This is a genomic window from Pedobacter terrae (genome assembly GCF_900100705.1).
Taxonomy (GTDB): domain Bacteria; phylum Bacteroidota; class Bacteroidia; order Sphingobacteriales; family Sphingobacteriaceae; genus Pedobacter; species Pedobacter terrae.
The window spans coordinates 17,082-37,578 of the sequence record NZ_FNCH01000033.1; the positions used below are offsets into that span (position 1 = coordinate 17,082).

The window sequence follows — 20,497 nt, forward strand, 5'->3', positions numbered from 1 at the left end:
CGTATTAAAATAAAACATTAAGGTTAAAACCAAAACTTCTGGTAACCGGTTGGTTAAAAACATCTATACCAGATAAACCATTACCGGTAGACATGGTAACCTCTGGATCGTAAGGTGCTTTTTTGTAGAAGTAAAACAGGTTTCTACCAATTAGCGAAAGGCGCATACTTTTAAATGTTCCTTTTAAAGGTAAATTATAACCAATTGAAGCTTCGCGCAAACGCACAACTGTAGCACTATACACATATTCGCCGGTTACACCATTTCTATCACCCAAGAAAGAATAATAGCTTTGTGGGTTAATGGTAGCCGAAACTGCTTTTCCGCTGGCATCAACACCGTCAATTTTAACACCGCCCTGTGCCCTTGCATCACCAGATGCTTTAGAAGCACCAGCCTGATCCATTAATGCTTCAGTAAGTGAAAGCACCTTGCCTCCAAACTTACCATCTACCAGAAAGCTTAAGCTGAAATCTTTATACTTGAAACTGTTGTTCCAGCCCAGCTGAAATTTAGGATTTGCATTTGCAATTAAACTATAATCTGCACTTTTAACCGGAAAATAAGGATTTGCAGCTGTTCCATCACCATTTAAAATGATGCGGCCATTTGCATCTCTCTGTAAGGTATAACCATAAATATCACCATATGATCCGCCTGTGGCAATACGTGAAATATAAGCATTGTTACCACCACCTGTTAAATCAATCGAATTTAAACCTTGCGAAGCAGCAACATCAATGATTTTGTTTCTGTTCATCGATCCGTTGATGGCTGTGTTCCAGTTAAGGCCGTCGCCTTTTACTACATCAGCACCTAAAGTAAACTGTAAACCCTGATTTTGAACATCACCTGCATTTAAGTAGCCTGTTCCAACAAGTCCTGATGGTGCTGGTTTAACCGGAATATATTGGTTTTTAGTGTTGGTTTTGTAATACGTAAAGCTAAAGTTTAAGCGGTTGGCCAGGAAACGCATATCTGTACCAATTTCGAATGATTTTGTTCTTTCTGGTTTTAACTCCGCAAATGCCCTGTTGGTGTTGATGGTAAGTGCACCACCGTTACCCAAAGTATTCTGGATAAAAGTTAAATAAGCTGGGACTGTGTTACCCACTTCAGCATAAGTACCTCTAATTTTGGCATACGTAATCGCCTCTGGCAATTTAACCATTTGCGATACAATAAATGATAAACCTACTGATGGATAGAAATAGGAAATGTTCGGTGTAAATGCCAGGTTAGAAGACCAGTCGTTTCTGCCCGTTAAAGTTAAAAATGCCCAATCTTTATAGGATAAGTTAGCATTGGCAAATACCGCCTGTAATTGGCTGTGGTAAGCATCGCTCGCTTTAGTGGTATTCAAAACATCTGAGGTATAGTTACCTGCATTGGCCACAATGGTATTATTTGGAGTGAATAAATCAACCGCACTTAAATCACCCGCCAAAGATAATCCGCTGGTTTTCTGATCGTTTATGCTGCTACCAATTAATCCGTTAATCTTGAAGTCTGATCCTTTTAATGGCACCGTCACATTTAAGATTGCATCGGCATATTTCTGAATAAAGGTTTGGGTATTCTGAGAAAGATATCCTCTTCCGTTTGAGTTAAAGTTTCCGTTTATACCAGAATAACGTCTGTTTTCAAAATCATCTGTCGTACGGTCTATATTTCCCCTTACCTGAAGATTTAACCACGGCGTAAATTCATATTTCACATTTCCACTGAATAAATAGCGGTTTCTGATGGCTGTATTTGGATTAAGGTTGGTTAAAAACCATGGATTCTGACTAACATCAGCAGAGCCACCCAGCCAGTTCTGGCGGGCGGTACCCACATTGCCAGCTAGCAGGTAGTTGTCTTTATAAGGTGTAATGTCAACTCCTCTTGGAAAAAGGTACAATCCGACCAAAGGGTTGTTGTATAATCCAATTGACGGACTATTGTTTATGCGTTGATTGATATAACTTACATTACCATCAACCGTTAATTTGTTGTTTAAAAACTTGGCCGTTTCGCGCAGGTTAATGTTATGTCTGTTTAACTTATTGCCTTCCTGTATGCCGCTTGCATAAGTATTGGCATAAGAAAAGTAGGTTTGGGCAATTTCAGAACCCCCAGAAAAATTGATCGAATTGGTGGCATTTGTTCCGGTTTGAAAAAACTGATCGAGGTTATCAGTAGTGTTGCTAATTGCTGTTCCCCAACTGTCTCTTGTTGTAGCAGATGCAGGGCCATAACTGTTTTGGAATTCGGGTTTGTAAGCAATTTTATCAAAAGTTAAACTCGATGAAAAACCGATCTGTGTTTTACCGGCCTTACCTTGTTTAGTCGTGATTAAGATTACCCCATTCTGTGCCTGGCTACCGTAAAGAGCTGCAGCAGATGCGCCTTCCAATACGGTTAAGCTTTCAATATCGTCAGGATTTAAGTTTGATATACCATCACCACCATCCTGGCCACCACCAAAAACACTGTTTTGCTGAGCATTGGCATTGCCATTATTGCTAATGGGAACCCCATCAATTACATATAAAGGCTGATTATTGCCGCTTACTGAACGGCTACCTCTTAGGATTACCTTAGCCGAACCACCAACTCCCGAAGAACTTGGACTAATGGTCATACCGGCAACTTTACCATTTAATGAATTTACCAGGTTTGGACTTTTAACTTTGTTCAACTCCTCACCCGATACCTGTTGTGTAGTATACGTTAATGATTTTTCTGATCTTTTTATTCCTAAAGCTGTTACCACTACGGTTTCAAGATTTTTTGAGTCGGGGGTTAACGTGATATCAATAGTGTTTTGTGTACCCACGGTAACTTCTTTGCGCTGGTAGCCGATGAATGAGAACACCAGTACATCACCTGTTTTGGCTGCAATACTATATTGTCCTGAGGTATTACTTTGGGTTCCGCCCTGCGCCCCTTTTATGGTAATGGTTACGCCCGGTAAGGTTGCACCGGTTTCGTCTTTTACTGTTCCTTTAATCACATCCTGATAAACAGCATGGACAGAAACTGCATTGTTAAAATGGTTTTTTGGTGTTGCTGCATACAGTCCTGTGGATGCATAAAGCAATAAACACGTGAGCTGTAAAGATTTTTTCATATTCATTATGAATAAAATTGAAATAAGTATTTGGTTAATTGTTTTCGGCTCGCGGATTTCCGTCCGGGCTATTTTAGATAAGAGTATTTTGCTTACACAAATTGCCTACAGCGAATGGAAATATTTTTAAAATATTTTTTCTGCCTCAATAACGCTATAATTGGCTTGTACCTTATTGTGCTTGCAGTATGAACGGCCACTTTGGTAAATAGTTAAGGGCGGGAAGATTTTTTTATGAAATGTTTTTAATTAACTTACATTTGATTCACCAAACTAACCAAGTTGAAAGCAGCTAAGCCAGACCTAGTCGTTTTATGGAGTAAAATTTGCCTTGAGGACGATATCAAATCTTTTGAGCAACTTTACCGCTTTCTGTACAGCAGGTTAATTAAATTTTCCACTTATTATGTAAATGATAAACAGGTTGCTGAAGATGTTGTAGCAGAGGTATTTGTGAAGTGTTGGGAAAACCGGGCTGCAAGTACCCATGTGTTAAATCCCGAAAGCTACTTTTTTATCGCCATCAAAAATCAATCTCTTAAATACCTTAAAAAAAATTCTTCCATTACGTTTATCGATTTAGTAAACGAAAATGATAATATCGCGGTTTCCACACATACACCAGATTACATTCTTGAAACTAAAGAACTGCACCAGCAACTTGATCATGCCATTGCAGGTTTGGCCCCACAGGCTGCTACTGTTTTTAGGTTAATCAAAGAAAGCGGAATGAAGTATAAGGAAGTGGCAGAACTATTAAATATCTCACCAAGAACCGTACAAACTCAATTATTCAGGGCAATTGCCAAACTCCGTACCGTACTACAGCCTTTAAATAATAAGGGAAACGACGATAAAAGACTTGGAAATCTGATCTCCCTGATTATATTAGTGAGTAATCTTTTTTATATGGTGTGTAGGCAATTTTAATAAGAAAAGGAACATACAATAAAGGACGGAAAAAAAATGACAGATCAAAGATTTACAGAATTGCTTGGAAAACAATTGGCTGGCGAAATTTCGCCAGATGAATCTATTGAACTGAAATCTATTTTGGCCGGTAGTGCCTCGCTTAGAAAGGAGTATGAGTACTTACAAATTTATTTTGATACAGAAACGGTTGAGGATGAAAACGTTGACCAGGTTTTTAACCGGATAAAAGGCCGGATTACTGTTCCGGACGAAACGGATTTAAAGGTTGTTAAAAATACACCTTATGGCATCTGGCTAAAAATTGCGGCAGTTGTAGCTATTGTTATTGCTGGTACCCTGGTTTACAATAAAGAAGTCATTTTCTCCAACAAAACAGATCAGCTGGCTTTAACGCAGGTGTTAACAAAAGCCTCAGAAGTAAAAACCATTGTATTGGCCGATGGCTCTACCGTGAAAATGAATTCGGGCAGTAGCTTAAAATATCCTGAGCGTTTTACTGCAGGTACCAGGGAGGTTTATTTATCCGGTGAAGCATTTTTCGAGGTTAAAAAAGACCCTCAACATCCTTTTATTGTGCATACTGAACAATTGGCTGTAAAAGTTTTGGGTACTGCATTTGATGTTAAAGCTTACCCTAATGATGCCTTTACCGAAACAACATTAATTAGGGGAAAAGTATCCATTTCCATCAAAAGTAGCGCTGCACAAACATTTGTCTTAAAGCCGAACGATAAATTTACACTTATTGGTGGCAAAGCAGGCATGAGCCAGCTCAGTCACTTTGACGATACTGACCGTATAATTGAAACCGCATGGACAAACCACGAGCTCATTTATAAAAATGATAGTTTTGAAGAGATTGCTAAACTTTTTGAGCGTTGGTATGGTATCAAAATAGCCTTTAAAGAACCTGAACTTAAAGCTTTGCGGTTTACAGGGCATGTTGATAAAGAAACCCTCTCAGAAGCTTTAGATGTACTCAAACTAATCGAGAACTTTAATTATACTATAAAGGGTAAAAAAGTGTATATCTACCGCTAACACAAACAATTAAGCAATGTATATTTGTAGCCATGAATTGTGCGCAGCGGATTATATTGTTTATTGGATTGACTTTTCCGCTATGCGCCAATGCGCAAACTAAAGTTACCTTAAATTTTACCGGGGCTAATTTTGAGCAGGTTGTAGAAGCGATACAACAACAAACCGTTTATCACTTTGCCTATAGTGAATCTAAAATCCCTAAACATCAGGTAACCATCAAGGTAAAGGAAGAGGAAGCAACAAAGGTGATCGGGCAACTCCTGCTTAACAGTGGTTATACTTATTCTGTTCTGCCCAATCATCTCATTGTGATCAGGAAAAGTTCTGGCGTAAAAATGGATACAGATAGTGTCCGTGTTTTAAAAGAAGTGGTCATCACCGCACTGGGTATTGAAAAAGACAATAATAAGCTGGGGTATGCCATTACCACCATTGCAGGCTCAACCATTACCAAAGCAAGAGAAAGCAACCTGATTATGGCACTACAGGGCAGGGTAGCGGGATTAAATATTACCGGTGTAAACGGTGGCCCGGGTTCTTCCGCACGCGTGCTCATCAGAGGCGTATCGAGTATGACTGCTGCCTCTCCATTATTTATCGTAAATGGTGTACCCATTGATAATAGCATCAGGGGAAGTGCCAATGAGTATGGCGGTGCCGATTATGGCGACGGGATCAGCAATATCAACCCAGATGACATTGAAACCATAACCATATTAAAAGGATCGGCAGCTTCAGCCTTGTATGGGGCCAGGGCTGCAAATGGGGTAATCCTGATTAATCTGAAAGGAGGAGGAGAAAATGCCAGCGCTAAATTTGAATACAATACCAATCTGGCTTTCGATGTTCCTGTTAACTCAACCGATTTTCAATATACATACGGACAAGGCACTCAAAATAAGCGCCCGGCCGATTTGTACAATGCCATTTCTACCGGTTTGTTAAGCTGGGGAGAAATTATGAACGGCAAGCTAAGCCCCCAGGTGGATGGTTCTATGCGGCCATATCTGCCTGTAAAAAATAACATCCGGTCTTTTTATCGTGTAGCGCCCGCATTTACCAATACCCTTTCACTTGTAGGTGGGAATACACAGAATAATTATCGGGTTTCGGTTTCCAATTTAGATTACAATTCTGTGCTAAGCAATGGCGCCTTAAATCGTAAAACGTTAAATTTTTATGGAACATTGGCACTAAGTTCTAAACTATCGTTGAGTTTAACAGGTAATTATATTTACGAATGGAATAAAAACAAGAGTTACCTAAGCGATGGTCCATTAAATCCTAATTATGGGATTTCTGCCCTGGCTACCAGCCTGGATCAAGCTATTCTGGCGCCTGGTTTTGATGCGGAAACAGGTTTCGAAACCCGCTGGAATGCCGATGAATACAAAACTAATCCATATTTTTTAATGAATAAACAAGCCGATCATGCCAGCCGGAACCGCTATATCTCCTCGGCTGTGCTGAAATATCAACTGGCTAGTTGGGCAGCTATTCAGGGAAGAATTGGCTACGATTCAAGTAAAGACGAAGTGGTTAGTATTTTGCCTACCGGAATTGCTTTTTCTATTAACCGGCAAGGCGGTATAAATGCTTACGACCAGAACCGTACTACTGAACTCAATAGCGATATATTGTTCAGTGCCACCCAAAATCTTGACGATAAGCTAAATCTCGAACTTTCTATGGGCGCCAATTACCGTGAAAGAAAAGGCAATAGCGAAAAGCTAAAAGGCTCCCAATTTATTGTTCCTTACTTATATACGCCCGAAAATTTAATGACCATTACCAAAACATTGGCTATCTCAAAGATTGTAACTGAATCTGCTTATTACACAGCTGATTTAAGTTATCAAAGGTTTCTTAATTTTTCGGTTACGGGCCGTTATGATATTTATTCGACTCTGCCTGCCAATAATCGTGGGATTTTTGTACCAGGGATATCGGGCAGTTTTATTTTTTCAGATTTACTGAAATTAAAAGGGCTGAATTTTGGTAAACTACGTCTTGATTTTGCCAAAACCAGTGGCGAGCCAATCGTACCCTACACTACACAGATTTACTATACAGTCGATACCCGGGTGAACGGTACACCTGTGGGCAGTTTTTCTGGCGATTTACCCAACTACAATTTAAAACCTTTTACGTTAAATGAAATAGAAGCGGGCCTCGACCTTAAGTTTTTTAACAGCCGGTTAGCTGTCGATTTTACCTATTTCAATCGCATTACCCATAATGAAATTATCAATGCTAAACAGTCGGTTACCACAGGTTTTACTTCGGCATACGTCAACCTTGGCGAAACAAGTAATACAGGAGTAGAACTGGCGTTAGGTTATACTCCAATCCTTACCAGCAACGGAAAATGGCAGGTTAATTTTAACCTCACTAAGGTGAAAAATACGCTACTTTCCATAGATGGCAATAGCAATTATACACTTACAGGTACCTATAGACCTTTAAATGCCAATACCGCATTGGTAGTTGGTAAGCCAATTACACAGGTTATGGCTTACGATTATCTACGCGATGCCAGTGGCCATATCGTCATCGGATCGGATGGTATACCTAAAAGAGGCAATTTTATCCCTATGGGCAGTACAATGCCGAATTTGTATGGCGGAATAACCAACAGTTTTAATTACAGGCAATTTAATTTTTCTTTTTTGATAGATTACCGCTTTGGTAATAAGATTCTTTCTGCAACAGAATATTATAGTTACGTACAGGGTTTAAATCGGGCAACGCTGGTGGATAGAGAAACAGGTATTATAGCCAACGGTGTGTTAGAGAACGGACAAAAAAATACCATTAATGTGCCGGCGTATGCTTATTATCCCGAACTGGCCACCAATATTTCTGCATTATCCGTACTAAATGGCAGTTTTGTTAAATTAAGACAGGCTACTGTAGGTTATTCTTTTAATGCTGCCTATTTGAAAAAAACACCTTTTAGCAGTATTGGGATAGATTTAGTGGCCCGAAACTTATTTACACTACTTAAATACAGTAAGAATATTGATCCTGAGTCGCAGTTTTCGCCCACGCTGGGTTATGCAGGGATAGAAGGAGCATCTTTACCTGCAACACGGACGTTTGGGGTTAATTTCAATTTTAAATTTAAATAAGATGGCCATGAGAAAGTGGTATGTTTTAGGTATTTTTTTTCTGGCTTTGATGGGGAGCTGTTCTAAAGCAAAGTTAGATCAGATCAATACCGACCCATCCAGGCTGACAGAAAATAATTACGATCCCAACAGCTTGCTTGCAGAGGCGCAGTTAAAATATGCTAATCTCGGATATTATCAGCTTTTATATCAAAGTACCATGATGCAATTGCTGGCCTCAACTTATTATTATTACAATAATGGAGATAAATACATTAATGTAGGCAGTTTTACCGATTACCAGGGACGCATTTTTGATGAAGGATATATGGATGCTTCTTACATCAGGGAGATGCAAAGACTGGCTAGACTGAAAGATCCGGTAGCCTACAAAAACCTGATTGCCATTGGCGATATCATGTTCGTGCTGGTTTTACAAAGAATTACCGATACCTATGGCGATGTTCCCTATACACAAGCTGTAAAGGCAATGCAGGGTATTAAATATCCGGTTTACGATGTCCAGAAAGCTATTTATAGCCAGATGCTGAACGATCTGGATGCAGCTATCGCACAACTGGATACCAGCAAACCAGGCCCAACTGCCGATCTTTTTTACAAAGGTGATATGGCCAAATGGAAGAAATTTGGCTATTCGTTAATGCTTAAACTTGCTATGCGTTTAACAAAAGTGGATCCGGATAAAGCCAGGATATGGACGGAAAAAGCTGGAGGCAAAACCTTCGATAGCATCAACGATAATGCGATCCTGGTGACCGATGCTTCGTCGTTTAACAGCCAGAACGGAACATCGCTTGCTTTGAGGACTTTTTCTGATTATCTGGAAGTACGTTGGAGTAAAACCTTAATTGATCAGTTAAAAAGTAACGACGACCCCAGGTTGAGTGTGATAGGTGAGGTGCCAAAAGACGGTCTGGCTAAAAATGCCGATCAGAATCTTAACGGAAATACAGACCCAGCTGCCCAACTGGGTATGCCTAATGGATATGATTTACAGGGCGGTACAACTGATATCAGTCAGTCGCCAAACTATCCTGGCGGTACAGGCAGCGGAAGTGACTTTGCCCCTCTAGGGAAATACTCCAGACCGCGTACCGCGGTGTATTTAAAGTTGGGTGGCCCGATTTTTATTTTAAGTTACGCCGAAACTGAATTTTTACTTGCCGAAGCAAAGGTGAGGGGGTGGAATGTTAATGGCACAGCACAACTGCATTATGCTAACGGATTAACCGGAGCCATACAGTCACTTGCACAGTTGGATCCGTCGGCTGCGGTTGATGCCAATCAGATTACTGCGTTTGTCAACCGGAACTTACTTGATGAAAGCAGCCCGCAAAATGCATTAGCTTTAATAAATACACAGTATTGGGTGGCCACTGGCACCAATTTTAATTTTATAGAAGCCTGGTTAAACTGGAAAAGAAGCGATTACCCTAAACTTATTCCGGTAACCTATAAAGGTAATGTAACCAATGGAACTATTCCCCGCCGGATGATCTATCTTTCAACAGAAGTACTTAACAACCCTCAGAATTATAAAGATGCAGTAGCCAGGATAGCAGGAGGTGATGTGCTTACGGCCAGGGTATGGTGGGATAAATGAGTGAAAGGGATGATGTAAGATGGGAAATGTACGGGGTGTAAACTCTGGCGTCATCCCCGCGCAGAGGGGAATCGTAGTGCAAGCACTTTAAGATTATCCATCAGTTTTCATAGGAATTCATGAATACCCGGTGGTCGCCAATCCAACAGGTGATGACGGCCTTATTCTATTGGTCGGTATTTCACCCAAGAAGATAACTTTATTCAATAATCTCTCATGCTGGTAAAGTTTCGGTCGGTATGACACATAACGAAAGATGAAGTTACCTAAGCCCGGATATAATCTATCGAGTTCGGAATGACGATGTTACTAAGAAGCGAAAACAAAAATGCCTCCCGGTTTCGGAAGGCATTTTTGTTGATTGTTAAACATGCTATTCTAAAAAGAATAAGTCAGTCCTCCGAAAATATTAAATCCGTTAGCCTGATAGTACAAATATCTGCTGTAATTGTTATTTAAAATGTTGTTTGCTTTTGCAAAAACAGAGAATTTTTTATTGATCCTATAATCAGTACCTAGACCTAAATCTACATAACCCTTAACGGTTTCAATCAGTTCAATACCCGTATTAGGGATTACATATTGTGAAGCAGGAACCGGAGCGCCAGTATAAACTTTAGCCTTAACATCATCCTGAATTACTACACCAGCATTAAAGCTTAGTTTTTTGTTGAAGGTGTACATAAAGTTCGAACTTACTTTTAAGCCTGGTTTAAACCATGAGTAGGTTTCAGAAGCTGGCTTCCAATCATCCAGATTTAATTTACCGGTCCATTTTAATGCATCGCTTACCTGAATCGAAATTTCGCCTTCTACACCGGTTAATTTTGTTTTACCAAAATCGTAAATTACATCAAACTTGTTAAAGTCGGTAAAGTTGTTTACGAACAAAGGCATATCATCAAACTGTTTTACATAGATCCGGGCTTTGTAACCAAAACCTGGTCCGCCGGTACCTTTAACGCCCGCGCTGAAACTTAACTTTTCTACAGTGTTTTTCACTAAGATATTGCTGTTTAACCAAGGATTTTCATCTGTAAAGCCTTTTAAAGAGTTTCTATTCACATCACCTTTAACTTCTCCAAAAACCTGTAAATAGTCTGGAATCAGCGTAAAATCGGCTGTAATTGCTGGGAAAACTTTTGTGCTGCTATAGGCACCAAATTCCTGTACAAAATTAACACCTGCAGTAATTTTAGCACCCTTAACCTGTAAGCGGATGTAAGGATTTAAACGCAACAGGTTATTGCCAACACTGGTTAAAGCATCTTTGGTGTTTCCAAATTCGGTTGATGCGGCTAAACCCAGGTTAAAAGAATTGATGCGTTTGTTTACATAACCATTTAAGCTCAGGTAATTTTCTTTAGCGCTAAATTTATCGTTCCAGATATAACCATTGGCTTTTAAAGCATAGCTAAAAGCATCTTCATCTTCGGTAAAGTTTTTAACCAGTTCACCTTCTAACTCGATGGTGGTTAAGGCCTGCTTATCCGGATTTGGGTTTAAAGTAGGTCTGCTGTTATCGATGCCGTAAAAATAAGTGCCGTTACGCTCAAAATTAATGCGGCCACTTACGGTGTTTTCATCTAAAATGCTGCGGCCAAAAACGCTTAACTGTTGGTTGCTACTGTTCTGTTTATTTAACTTTCCTTGCTGACTGAAGTGTTTAAAATAACCACCAACCTGTAATCCTTCATCTTTGCCGGTGTTAAAATAGGCCTCTCCCAAAAGGGTACCTAAAGAACCAAATCCACCTTTTACATAATTGTTGACTAAAATACTCGCTTTTTCTTCAGCAAGTGCCTGTGCCTGTAATTTTTGGATATCGCTGTTCAACTCCAGCTTTCTATCTAAAATGCTGTAGTTTAATTTTGCTTTATACGTTTTAACGTCGTCCAAATTCGGGCTTCTTCTCAACTTCACCGCCTCTGCCAAAATTGGTTTGTATGGACGCACTACTTCAATCTCTTCATTTACTACCCCTTTTTCCTCCGTTTTTTTATCCTGCGCCTGTGCGGTCATTAACCCGGCAGCTAAAAAAAACAGTGAACTATATATATATTTAATCGATTTCATAATGCTACTTCTTCTTGTTTATTTTTTCTAGTTTTTCTTTGGCTGTAGGGATGATGTCATCCTTGCCTTCGTAATTATCAATTATACTGAGAAGTGTACTTTTCGCCTGTAAATTGTCTTTCAAGGCTACGTAATTGTCAGAAAGCAGAATAAATGCTTTCGCTACCCAATAATCGTAAGAAGCCATGTTGTTGATCAGATCAAAACAGGTTTTAGATGAGGTTTTGAAATCACCTTTGCTGTATTCCAATAAAGCTAAGTTATATTTTGCTTCAGCAGCAGCAATGGTTTTTGTTTTAGCCACTACATTTTTAAATTCTTTAATGGCTGTGGTGGTATCACCTTTCAACAGGTACGCTTTACCAGAATATAAACTAGAACTGTTTTTTTCTTCTTCTGAAGCTTTTTCAGACTCTTTGGTCAGCTGTGCATATTTAAGCATGTCATCAGGCATGTTTAGGGCAGTATAAGCCTTTAACAAATTATTGATGGCAAAACTATAATGCGATTTGTAATCGGTTGTTGTTTCCAGTCTTTTCAGGTAAACAATGGCCTCATTGTATTTTTTCTGATTTAAGAACAGTTGCGAAATACTTACCAATGAACGCTCGGTATAATCACTTGTCCAGTCGTTTAAGATAAATTCGTAATCAGGAATAGCTTCATCCGGACGACCTAATTTAACCAACGATTCTGCTCTGATAAATTTGGCTTCTTTTTCATGGTTAGCCTTAGGAAATTTATCAAAGTAAGCATTTACTGCCTGGAATGCACCACTGGCATCCCCTTTTAGATAGGTATTATTAACTGCGGCAAAAACGATGTTATCCTGTTCTGAACCAGAGTAATTTCCAAGCGGGGTAGTAGCTGCATAAGCAATAAAACCATTTGCATCACCACGATCTACATAAATATTTTTGATCGATTCCATGGCCTGTTTAGCTTCGTCAGCAGTTGGATAATCGCGGATTACCTTTTTGAACGATTCTAGAGCGGCATCATCCTGATCCTGGTTGTATTGAACCAGACCAATGGTTACCAGAGCTTTGGCTACATAACTGCTGCGTGGGTATTTAGCTACCAACGCCACAAGATCTGATTTAGATTTATCAAAATCGCCTTTGTTAAAATAGGTATAGGCTGTTTCAAAGCCTGCATCATCTGCGTAGTTTGAATTTGGAAAGGTATTCAACAGGTTCTGCATGGTTGCAATTTTTGCATCATATTGGTTTTCCAATCCCTGGATCATTCCTTTTTGAAAAGTGGCATAATCTTCAGAAGTAGTTTTACGACTGATGATTTTGTTATAATTGGCCATTGCATCACCATAATTCTTATTGACGAAATACGAATCGGCTAAACGGATGGTCGCATCGTTAATGGTTTTTTGGTCTTTATCATTGCCCGCCAGGAATTTTTCGAAGTAACTGGCTGCTTTGCTATACTTTTCATCTTCAAAGGCTGCATAAGCCAAAGCATAATTCGCAAAATTGTAGACACCTGTTTTATCGGCGTCTGGCATCTTTAAAAATTTCTCAAAAGTGGTAACTGCTTCGCCATACTTACGCAGTTCGTACATTGATTCTGCTTTCCAATAGGTATTTAACGCATTGATTTCATTATCTTCCGGGAAGTTCTCAGAACGCAAAAACATTGATAATGCATTTGGGAAAGCTCTTTCGTTATAAAACTCTAAACCGCGGAAATAGGTTACCTTTTGATAAGCTTCTTTAGCCTCCAGGTTTTTATCCGGAATAGGCTCCAGAATATCAACAGCTGCCTGATAGTTTTTGGTGGTTAATAAAACCTCGCCTAATAAAGTTTTGGCCTCGTTTATTTTACGCGATTTCGGGAAAGTTTTTAAGAAACCCTGGGTAGCTTCTAAAGCTTGTTGATGGAATTCTAACTCGTAGCTTAATTTAGCGTAGTTTAACCAGGCTTCTTCTTGTATCCCTTTATCGAAACTTAAACGCGAAGCCCTGAAAAAGGCACTTTGCGCTTTCTGTTTATTTCCTAACTGGATAAATGCCTTACCAAGCGTATGCATACCATTTTGCAGGTAAATATCATCCGTATTTAGTTTTTCTAAAACAGCAATTGATTCTTTATACTTTTTATTTTGGAACAAAGAGTATCCGTATTGATAAATGAAGAGGTTGTTTTTGGTTTCACTTTTATCTTTTGCATAATATTCTGCAAAATACTTTTCAGCATTTTTGAATTCAGATTTTGCAAAGTACGATGCCGCAACCAAACTCAGCATCTCTGGTTCGAATTGTTGTTTGGTTTTTTGAATGGCTGCCAAAGCATAGCTGATTACATCGTCGTAACGCTCATCAAGATAGTACATCGAAGTGATGTAATACGGATAACTGGCCTCATAAGTAGGAGAGCCCTTTAGTTTTTCGAAGTTGGCTAAAGCTGTTTTATATTCTTTATTTAAGTAATTGATGTAAGCAAAGTAATAGGTTGCACTTTCCTGAAAATCGCCTTCTTCTTTTTTTACTTTTTCGAATAAAGGTTCTGCCTTGTCGTAGTCTTTAAGTTCGAAATAAGCATAACCTTGCTTAAACTGGTATTCGGTTCGTTGTTTGCCAGAAAGTGTAGAAGGGTCGGTTTTTTCGAACCATTCTAAAGCCTTTTTATAATTTTTCTGGTTGAAATAAGTTTTTCCAACGTAGAAATAAGCCAGTTTGGTATTCGGATTTAAGGGATAGTCGCGGATAAAGGCCTGAAACAAACTCTCGGCGTCGGCATTGGTCAATTCAAGTGCACAAACAGCTGCATAGAATTTTGCATTTTCTTTCAATAAAGATAGTTCGGCGTTGCTCTCTGTCTGGGTAGAAGGTTTATAACGTTGCAGCTCAACGAGTTTAAACTGCTGTGCAGCTGCGGTGTATTTTTCTTTGTCTAATAATTCTAAGCCCGTTTGATAGTTTTTGTTGAGGTTCTGCACAGCGCTAACTTGGGCGTATGTGCTGAAACTTCCTGCTAAAATTAGCGGAATTAGTAAGTATTTTTTCTGCATTGGTTTCAAATATGGTTGGTACTAAATTAGGAATAGTATCAAAGCTTATCAACAGAAGTAATTAACATCTGTTAATAACACAAATTAACGACAGGATTTTTGGTTTGGTATTAAGGGGTAGCGGAATGTGGAAAAGTTAGGTTCATTGGTCATTAGTTCATTCGTCATTGGTGCCGCCGCATCCGGTAGAGGTTCATTGGCTGATTTGTCATTGGTTTATTAGTCACGCAATTAGTCATTGCAAGATGATTTTTCCTAACAAGGGCCTACCGGCTGTAGACAATCTTTATTGAGATTGAGTAGGAGGGATTCACTGGTTAATTGTTTAAAAATGAGTAATATTTGGTAATTGATGTTGCGAAAAGACGATGCTGAAATAAATTCAGCATGACGATCGCGTGTGGAAAAAGGCTAGATACTAAACAATTAACTTAGTGCTTTCAGCAAAATGCTAGATTATGACTGAACACTAGTGGACTAATGACTTAGGACTGAAGACTCCAGACTAACGACCCCGGACTTCCGACTAAGAACTCCCATCTCTCCACTCCAAACTAATTTACCCCTGACTGGCTAACAAATAAAGCACAGCCATTCTCACCGCCACTCCGTTTTCTACCTGTTCTAAAATGATCGATTGTTTGCTATCGGCTACATCGCTGGTGATCTCCACACCTCTGTTTATTGGGCCAGGGTGCATGACGATGATTTCTTTATCAAGATTATCTAAGATCTGTTTATTTAAGCCGTACATCATGGCATATTCCCTTAAAGATGGGAAGTATTTGATATCCTGACGCTCCAACTGGATACGCAGCATGTTGGCTACATCGCACCAGTTCAGTGCTTTGATTAAATTATGTTCAACTTTTACACCGAGTTGGTGGATATGTTTGGGAATTAAGGTAGTAGGCCCGCAAACCATCACCTCTGCGCCTAAACGTTGCAGGCAAAGGATGTTGGATATGGCAACTCTAGAGTGTAGGATATCGCCCACAATCACCACTTTTTTACCAGCTACATCGCCCAGTTTCTGGCGGATGGAGAAAGCATCAAGTAAGGCCTGTGTAGGGTGTTCATGCGCGCCATCTCCGGCATTTACAATCTGGGCCTTTACATGTTTACTTAAAAACTGACCTGCCCCGGCATAAGGATGACGCATGACTACCATATCAACTTTCATTGATAAGATGTTATTTACGGTATCGATAAGGGTTTCGCCTTTACTTACTGACGATGATGAGGCAGCAAAATTAACCACATCAGCTGAAAGCCTTTTTTCGGCAAGTTCGAAAGAAAGTTTGGTGCGGGTTGAGTTTTCGAAAAAGATATTGGCAATCGTAATGTCACGAAGTGAAGGAACCCTTTTGATTGGGCGGTTAATTACTTCCTTGAAATTATCTGCAGTTTCAAAAATCAATTCGATATCATTCCGGTTAATATCTTTAATGCCTAAAAGATGTCGGGTTGATAGTTTTTCTGCTGCCATTTTTATTTATTATTGTCTGATATTAAAATCACTTTATCTTCACTTCCTTCACTCGCCCAGGTTACTTTTACCTGTTGTGAGTTTAAGCTATCTACCTGATGACCAATGTAATCTGGTTCTATAGGTAAGTGCCTGCTAAACCTGCGGTCTATTAAAACCAAAAGTTCTACTTTCTCTGGCCGGCCATATGCAAGCAGGGCATCAAGTGCTGCCCTAATGGTTCTGCCGGTCCAAAGTACATCATCAATTAAGATTACTTTTTTGCCTTCGATAATAAAATCCATCGAGTTGCTGCTCGCGGTAACCAATCCGTCTTTACGGCGGAAATCATCTCTAAAGAAAGTAATGTCCAGGTTTCCCTTTAAAATTTTCTTGTTTTTTAAGATCTGTTGAAGATCCTGGTGGATGCGATCAGCCAAAAAAATACCCCTGGGCTGGATGCCAATTAAAACGGTATTTGCGAAATCGTCGTGGTTTTCAATTAATTGATGGCAGAGCCTCTTAATTGTAATCTGAATTTTTTGTCCGTCAAGAAGTGTTTTCTTTTGCATTGAAGAAGGATTGGGCAAATATAGAAAAATGTTTTAAGGTTGAGAAGTTGAATTTGAAAATAGCTGTTTGTTAAATCCAGATGTCGTTTTCTGCAGTTAAAATTAATGGTTCATCGCCGGTAATTAATATGGTATGTTCATGTTGGGCCACAAATCCACCCTTATTTCCGATAAGTGTCCAACCATCTTCCTGGGTTTCAGTAATGCTGGAAGCTGTTGAAATGAATGTTTCTACCGCCACAGTGGTGTTCTTTCTAAACCTTTCAAAATTATAACGATCGTAGAAATTGGCAATTTCATGAGGTGCTTCATGCAGGCCCCTGCCTACGCCATGTCCGGTTAAATTTTTAATGACCCGAAATCCTGATTTTCTGGCTTCAGTTTCAATTAACCGGCCAATCTCTGAAATTTTAACTCCCCCTTTTATCCGATTAATTGCTTTTTTAAGAATGTTTTTAGAAGCATCTACTAATAATTGATGTTGGTGTAAGTCTTCTCCCAGAACAAAAGAACCGCCATTATCAGACCAAAAACCATTTAATTCAGCAGATACATCTACATTCACTAAATCACCTTCCATTAATATTTTATGAGCTGACGGGATGCCATGTGCTACTTCGTTGTTAACACTAATGCAGGTCCACCCGGGAAATTGATAGGTTAATTTGGGTGCAGATCTCGCCCCTAAATCTTGTAATATCTCACCACCAAAATCATCCAGCTGCTTAGTGGATATACCTGGTTTTGCAAAATTGCGCATTTCCTTAAGCGTATAGGCAACAGCTTTGCTTACGCGTTTCATTCCTAATAATTCTTCTTCTGTAGTGATTGACATAGGCTTTTTTTTTGTTAAAAATAGCGTTTTAGCTTTTAGTTCAATAAATTAGATAGCTTTGTGACAATGATATCGAAAAATCCGGTAATTTTTTTTGATGGTGTTTGCAATCTTTGTAACGCATCTGTGCAGTTTGTTATTGAACACGATCAGAAGGATCTGTTTAAATTTACTGCGCTACAGGGCGATTATGCTAAAGAAACGCTGCCAAAATTTAATGCGGATTTAGAAAAGCTGGCTACCATTCTGTTGCTGGAGGATGGCAAGCTTTATACGAAATCATCAGCGGCACTGCGGGTGGCGCGCAAACTGAATGGATTAATTCCGCTTCTTTACACATTTATCATCGTTCCCAAATTTATGCGTGATTGGGTTTATGATTGGATTGCCAAAAACCGTTACAAATGGTGGGGAAAACAGGAGAGTTGTTGGGTGCCAACACCGGCTTTAAAAAGTAAGTTTTTACCTTAATGTTGCGGTTTGTCTTTCTTTCTGCCCGGCGACCACAACCACAGCGATAATACAATTAATGGGATACAGATACTCAATGAAATTACAATGAGGATCGGGCGCTGTTTAACCATATCTGCTTCCCGGGAAATAAAAACATACACTGCTTCTTTAATGGCAAATATGGTAATGATAGTAGAAAGGAAGGCAAATAGTTTACGCATGATTTATTTTTAATGCAAAGATTGCATTATTTTTCATAATAGCACAAATCTATAGGTTGCAATTAAAATTCAGCAGATGGCGCAGCAGATTGATCTAACTAACTATTCTAAATACCTTTTCGAGTAAGCAATACCCATCAAATCGTAACGCTTAAACTGCACTTTTAGGCGCTTCTGAAAATCCGGATAATTTCGCTTTTCTTTCGGACTCCATAACACTTCGCTCAAAGCGTCCAGTCGTGGAAAAAGCTGGTATTGTACCTTGGCCGGATTGGTAATATATTCGCTCCATAAACAGCCCTGTGCGCCCCAAATATATTTTGCCTGCTCGGCATTTAATTCGGCCGGTATAGGTTCATAATTGTAAACATCAGCAAGCATTGAAGGTGTACTTGCCGTTAAGCTGTCTTCTTTTACAAACTGACCGTGGTTAAAGTATAATTTATTTTCTGGGGTCATAATGGCTTTATGATGTTGCTTAGCCGCTTCGATACCACCTTTTTCGCCCTGCCAGCTCATTACCACAGCATTTGGTGCCAGGCCTCCCTGTAAAATCTCGTTCCAGCCGATAATAGTTTTGCCTTTACTGTTTACAAACCTCTCCATTTTGCGGATAAAGTAACTTTGCATTTCACTTTCGTTTTTTAGACCATTTGTTTTCATGATCTGTTGAGAAACTGCCGATTGTTTCCACCATACTTTGGAAGCTTCATCGCCACCAATGTGTATATATGGAGAGGGGAACAAGGCCATTACCTCTGTTAAAACATTTTCCAAAAACTTAAAAGTAGTATCAGAAGCTTGGAGTACATTGTTGTATTTGTTCATCATACCCCAGGTTTCGGCAACTGTATACTTTTTGTTGGGTTCAGTACCTAACTCAGGATAAGCTGCCAGTAAAGCCATACTATGTGCCGGCATTTCAATTTCAGGGATAATGGTGATGTAGCGTTTGGCCGCATAATCAACTACCTCTTTAATCTGTTCCTGGGTGTAATAGCCACCATGGCGAATGCCATCGGTTTTAATTACGGCATCTTTTGGTGTAATTTTAATTTCGTTAGGCAGCACCTGGTATTTAATATTTTCATTCCCTTTTCCCGGCCATAAACCAATAATGCTGCCGTTGCGCCAGGCACCAATCTCGGTCAGTTTTGGGTATTTTTTGATTTCAATGCGCCAGCCATGGTCATCAGTTAAATGCCAATGGAAATAATTCATTTTATGCAGTGCTAAATAATCAATGTATTGTTTAACAAAGGCTACATCAAAAAAATGGCGGCTTACATCAAGGTGCATGCCCCGGTAAGCAAAACGTGGATAATCAACAATTGAAACTGAAGGGATTTGAACAGGAAAAGCTTTATGGGAATAGGGTAGCAGTTGAATTAAAGTTTGGATGCCATAGAAAATTCCTTTTGAAGATGAAGCACTGATCTGGATTTGCTTATCATCTGAAAAAAGCTCATACCGATCTGCATTTAAGGTTTTGATGGTGTTTACTTCCAGCTTGATGACATTGCTTTTTTTATTGGAAGTACTATCTCTGCCAATAACAATTCCATAATATTTTGAAAGATAATCTTTGAAAAATACAACGCTGTTATTTAAGGAATCTGGTGCAATAATCAGTGTGTTTTGATTGATGATAAATGATGCATTCTTAGTGTTTATATTAAGTTTAGCGGGCAGCGGAATAATATTTACTTCCTGGGCAATAAGTTTGAAGGAAATAATCGTAAGAAACAAAATGATAATTTTTCTCATGCTGAAAAGGTTGGGTTACGCTTTTCAAAAGTAGTGATAATAGGAGGGATGTACAGAATAAGTAGAGGAGAATGGATTATTTTGTTACATAAAAGTAATGCCGTCCTTTAGATTTGTTTTGATATTTTATTTAAGGTTAATAAACCATTTAGTTTACTTAAATTATAAATCAGATTACCTAAAACGGTAGCGGCACATTAAGAGTTCGTCAAGGTTTTTATGCCTATGAAATGATGCAATCCGCTACCGTT

At 39.1% G+C, this 20,497-nt stretch carries 13 protein-coding genes; 5 read left to right on the forward strand and 8 right to left on the reverse strand.

Annotated features, from left to right (window positions below; genetic code table 11):
* Positions 1-4: 4 nt before the first annotated feature.
* A complete protein-coding gene (locus tag BLR60_RS23630) occupies positions 5-3,115 on the reverse strand; it encodes a SusC/RagA family TonB-linked outer membrane protein (RefSeq protein WP_090504775.1) in 3,111 nt (1,036 codons plus the stop codon).
* Positions 3,116-3,397: 282 nt separating this feature from the next.
* Here BLR60_RS23630 and BLR60_RS23635 point away from each other — a divergent pair, with 282 nt between their 5' ends.
* Genes BLR60_RS23635 through BLR60_RS23650 form a run of 4 tightly spaced genes read left to right on the forward strand, consistent with a single transcriptional unit; the run spans position 3,398 to position 9,826 of the window.
* On the forward strand, positions 3,398-4,045 hold the full coding sequence (locus BLR60_RS23635; protein WP_090504731.1) for an RNA polymerase sigma-70 factor: 648 nt from the start codon (positions 3,398-3,400) through the stop codon (positions 4,043-4,045).
* 36 nt (positions 4,046-4,081) lie between these two features.
* Positions 4,082-5,089: a FecR family protein gene (locus tag BLR60_RS23640; protein ID WP_090504734.1), complete on the forward strand. Its 1,008-nt coding sequence runs from the start codon at positions 4,082-4,084 to the stop codon at positions 5,087-5,089.
* A gap of 32 nt (positions 5,090-5,121) precedes the next feature.
* Entirely contained in the window at positions 5,122-8,223 is a 3,102-nt protein-coding gene (locus tag BLR60_RS23645; protein WP_090504737.1) for a SusC/RagA family TonB-linked outer membrane protein, read from the forward strand.
* Between the two features lie 7 nt (positions 8,224-8,230).
* Positions 8,231-9,826, forward strand: a complete 1,596-nt coding sequence (locus BLR60_RS23650) for a SusD/RagB family nutrient-binding outer membrane lipoprotein (protein WP_090504778.1) — start codon at positions 8,231-8,233, stop codon at positions 9,824-9,826.
* Between the two features lie 378 nt (positions 9,827-10,204).
* On the opposite strand, the gene BLR60_RS23655 is transcribed toward BLR60_RS23650, so the two are convergent.
* The 5 genes from BLR60_RS23655 to map form a co-directional block, all read right to left on the reverse strand.
* On the reverse strand, positions 10,205-11,902 hold the full coding sequence (locus tag BLR60_RS23655) for a TonB-dependent receptor (protein WP_090504740.1): 1,698 nt from the start codon (positions 11,900-11,902) through the stop codon (positions 10,205-10,207).
* 4 nt (positions 11,903-11,906) lie between these two features.
* The gene (locus BLR60_RS23660) at positions 11,907-14,930 is read right to left on the reverse strand and encodes a tetratricopeptide repeat protein (protein WP_090504743.1); all 3,024 of its coding nucleotides are present in this window, start codon (positions 14,928-14,930) and stop codon (positions 11,907-11,909) included.
* Positions 14,931-15,489: 559 nt separating this feature from the next.
* Positions 15,490-16,419 (reverse strand): aspartate carbamoyltransferase catalytic subunit, encoded by a 930-nt coding sequence (locus tag BLR60_RS23665; RefSeq protein WP_186828754.1) that lies wholly within the window; start codon positions 16,417-16,419, stop codon positions 15,490-15,492.
* A 2-nt stretch (positions 16,420-16,421) separates the two neighbouring features.
* Positions 16,422-16,970, reverse strand: a complete 549-nt coding sequence (gene pyrR / locus BLR60_RS23670) for a bifunctional pyr operon transcriptional regulator/uracil phosphoribosyltransferase PyrR (protein ID WP_090504748.1) — start codon at positions 16,968-16,970, stop codon at positions 16,422-16,424.
* 70 nt (positions 16,971-17,040) lie between these two features.
* On the reverse strand, positions 17,041-17,805 hold the full coding sequence (gene map / locus BLR60_RS23675) for a type I methionyl aminopeptidase (protein ID WP_090504753.1): 765 nt from the start codon (positions 17,803-17,805) through the stop codon (positions 17,041-17,043).
* A gap of 66 nt (positions 17,806-17,871) precedes the next feature.
* Here map and BLR60_RS23680 point away from each other — a divergent pair, with 66 nt between their 5' ends.
* Positions 17,872-18,276, forward strand: a complete 405-nt coding sequence (locus tag BLR60_RS23680) for a thiol-disulfide oxidoreductase DCC family protein (RefSeq protein WP_090504757.1) — start codon at positions 17,872-17,874, stop codon at positions 18,274-18,276.
* Here BLR60_RS23680 and BLR60_RS23685 read toward each other — a convergent pair.
* A complete protein-coding gene (locus tag BLR60_RS23685; protein WP_090504761.1) occupies positions 18,273-18,479 on the reverse strand; it encodes a hypothetical protein in 207 nt (68 codons plus the stop codon). The genes BLR60_RS23680 and BLR60_RS23685 overlap by 4 nt on opposite strands.
* Positions 18,480-18,581: 102 nt before the next feature.
* Positions 18,582-20,246, reverse strand: a complete 1,665-nt coding sequence (locus tag BLR60_RS23690) for a beta-N-acetylhexosaminidase (protein WP_090504765.1) — start codon at positions 20,244-20,246, stop codon at positions 18,582-18,584.
* Positions 20,247-20,497: the final 251 nt, after the last annotated feature.